Raw genomic sequence first — 3,635 nt, 5'->3', positions numbered from 1 at the left:
TAGAAGGAACAAAAACGTGGAACGATAATAACGCAACAGATCGTCCAAACACAATCAAAGTAGACCTACTACAAAACGGTAAAGTAGTAGATACAAAAGAAGTAACAGCAGCAACAGAATGGAAGTACACGTTTGAAAAACTGCAAGCATACGATACAAACGGAGTAGCGTACAAGTATGAAGTGAAAGAACAAGCAGTACCAGGATATGAATCTAAAGTAAGTGGTACTGACATCACAAATACAAAAGTAGGCAACACAAAAGTAGAAGGAACGAAGACATGGAACGACGATAACGCGAAAGATCGTCCGGAAATGATCAAAGTAGACCTACTACAAAATGGTACAGTGATTGCGACGCAAGAAGTAAGCAAAGCAACAGGTTGGAAATATGAATTCAAAGATTTAGCAGCGTATGATGAAAATGGAGTAGCGTACAAGTATGAAGTGAAGGAACAACCGGTGGCTGGATATGAATCCAAAGTAAGTGGTACTGACATCACAAATACAAAAGTAGGCGAAACAAAAGTAGAAGGAACGAAAACATGGAACGACGATAATGCGAAAGATCGTCCGGAAATGATCAAAGTAGACCTTTTACAAAACGGTAAAGTAGTAGATACAAAAGAAGTAACAGCAGCAACAAACTGGAAGTATACGTTTGAAAAGCTACAAGCATACGATGAAAATGGAGTAGCGTACAAGTATGAAGTGAAAGAACAGCCAGTAGCAGGATATAAATCCGAGGTAAAAGGTTATGACATTACGAATACAAAAGTAGCGAAATTGACAGTAGAAGGAACAAAAACGTGGAACGATAACAACGCAACAGATCGTCCAAGCTCGATTAAAGTAGACTTACTACAAAACGGTAAAGTAGTAGATACAAAAGAAGCAACAGCAGAAACAAACTGGAAATATGCATTTGCAGATGTAGAAGCATATGACGCAAATGGAGTAGCGTACAAGTATGAAGTGAAGGAACAGCCAGTAGCGGGATACCAATCTGACGTACACGGTTATGACATCACAAATACAAAAGTAGGCGAAACAAAAGTAGAAGGAACAAAAACGTGGAACGATAATAACGCAACAGATCGTCCAAGCTCGATTAAAGTAGACTTACTACAAAACGGTAAAGTAGTAGATACAAAAGAAGTAACAGCAGCAAATGAATGGAAGTACACGTTTGAAAAACTACAAGCTTACGATGCAGAAGGTAAGGCATACAAGTATGAAGTGAAAGAACAAGCAGTTGAAGGATATAAATCCAAAGTAAACGGTTATGACATCACAAATACAAAAGTAGGCGAAACGAAAGTAGAAGGAACAAAAACGTGGAACGATAACAATGCAACAGATCGTCCAAGTTCGATTAAAGTAGACTTACTACAAAACGGTAAAGTAGTAGATACAAAAGAAGTAACAGCAGAAACAAACTGGAAGTATACGTTTGAAAAGCTACAAGCATACGATGCAAACGGAGCAGCGTACAAGTATGAAGTGAAAGAACAAGCAGTACCAGGATATGAATCCAAAGTAAATGGTACTGACATCACGAATACAAAAGTAGGCAAAACAAAAGTAGAAGGAACGAAAACATGGAAAGATGATAATGCGAAAGATCGTCCGGAAATGATCAAAGTAGACCTTTTACAAAATGGTACAGTGATTGCGACGCAAGAAGTAAGCAAAGCAACAGGCTGGAAATACGAATTCAAAGATTTAGCAGCGTATGATGCAGAAGGTAAGGCATATAAGTATGAAGTGAAAGAGCAAGCAGTACCAGGATATGAATCCAAAGTAAGTGGTACTGACATTACAAATACAAAAGTAGGCGAAACAAAAGTAGAAGGAACAAAAACGTGGAACGATAATAACGCAACAGATCGTCCAAACACAATCAAAGTAGACCTACTACAAAACGGTAAAGTAGTAGATACAAAAGAAGTAACAGCAGAAACAAACTGGAAGTATACGTTTGAAAAATTACAAGCTTACGATGCAGAAGGTAAGGCATACAAGTATGAAGTGAAAGAACAAGCAGTTGAAGGATATAAATCCAAAGTAAACGGTTATGACATCACAAATACAAAAGTAGGCGAAACGAAAGTAGAAGGAACAAAAACGTGGAACGATAACAATGCAACAGATCGTCCAAGTTCGATTAAAGTAGACTTACTACAAAACGGTAAAGTAGTAGATACGAAAGAAGTAACAGCAGAAACAAACTGGAAGTATACGTTTGACAAACTCCAAGCATACGATGCAAACGGAGTAGCGTACAAGTATGAAGTGAAAGAACAACAGGTAGACGGATACAAATCCGAAGTAAACGGTTATGACATCACGAATACAAAAGTAGGCGAAACAAAAGTAGAAGGAACGAAAACATGGAAAGACGATAACGCGAAAGATCGTCCGGAAATGATCAAAGTAGATCTTTTACAAAACGGTAAAGTAGTAGATACAAAGGAAGTAACAGCGGCAACAAACTGGAAGTATACGTTTGACAAACTCCAAGCATACGATGCAAACGGAGTAGCGTACAAGTATGAAGTGAAGGAACAGCCGGTACCAGGATATGAATCAAAAGTAAAAGGTACTGACATCACAAATACAAAAGTAGGCGAAACAAAAGTAGAAGGAACAAAAACGTGGAACGATAATAACGCAACAGATCGTCCAAGCTCGATTAAAGTAGACTTACTACAAAACGGTAAAGTAGTAGATACAAAAGAAGTAACAGCAGCAAGTGAATGGAAGTACACGTTTGAAAAACTCCAAGCATATGATGCAAACGGAGTAGCGTACAAGTATGAAGTGAAAGAACAGCCAGTAGCCGGATATGAATCCAAAGTAAGTGGCACTGACATCACAAATACAAAAGTAGGCAAAACAAAAGTAGAAGGAACGAAGACGTGGAACGACGGAAATGCAACAGACCGTCCGACAATGATCAAAGTAGACTTACTACAAAACGGGAACGTGATTCAAACACAAGACGTACTAGCAGTAATGGGTTGGAAATATATATTCGCAGATTTAGAAGCATATGATGCGGAAGGTAAGGCTTACGAGTATACAGTGAAAGAACAGCCAGTAGCTGGATATGAATCCAAAGTAAGTGGTACTGACATCACAAATACAAAAGTAGGTCAAGCAAAAGTAGAAGGAACGAAAACATGGAAAGACGATAACGCAACAGATCGTCCGGAAATGATTAAGGTAGACCTACTACAAAATGGTACAGTGATTGCGACGCAAGAAGTAAGCAAAGCAACAGGTTGGAAATATGAATTCAAAGATTTAGCAGCGTATGATGCAAACGGAGTAGCGTACAAGTATGAGGTGAAGGAACAACCAGTAGCGGGATATAAATCCGAAGTAAAAGGTACTGACATTACAAATACAAAAGTAGGCGAAACGAAAGTAGAAGGAACAAAAACGTGGAACGATAACAATGCAACAGATCGTCCAAGCTCGATTAAAGTAGACTTACTACAAAACGGTAAAGTAGTAGACACAAAAGAAGTAACAGCAGAAACAAACTGGAAGTATACGTTTGAAAAGCTACAAGCATACGATGAAAATGGAGTAGCGTACAAGTATGAAGTGAAAGAACAACCAGTAGCT

The 3,635-nt window shown here is 38.4% G+C and carries 1 protein-coding gene; it reads left to right on the top strand.

The genetic code is table 11. The annotated features are described in order from the left end of the window. Nucleotides 1-3,635, top strand: a 3,635-nt coding sequence (locus tag ACTFQM_RS27240; RefSeq protein ID WP_440037027.1) for a Cna B-type domain-containing protein, incomplete at both ends; no start/stop codon positions are given.

The organism is Bacillus cereus group sp. MYBK30-2, assembly GCF_051915945.1.
Taxonomy (GTDB): Bacteria; Bacillota; Bacilli; order Bacillales; family Bacillaceae_G; genus Bacillus_A; species Bacillus_A paramycoides.
This window is presented reverse-complemented; position numbering and strand designations above follow the sequence as displayed.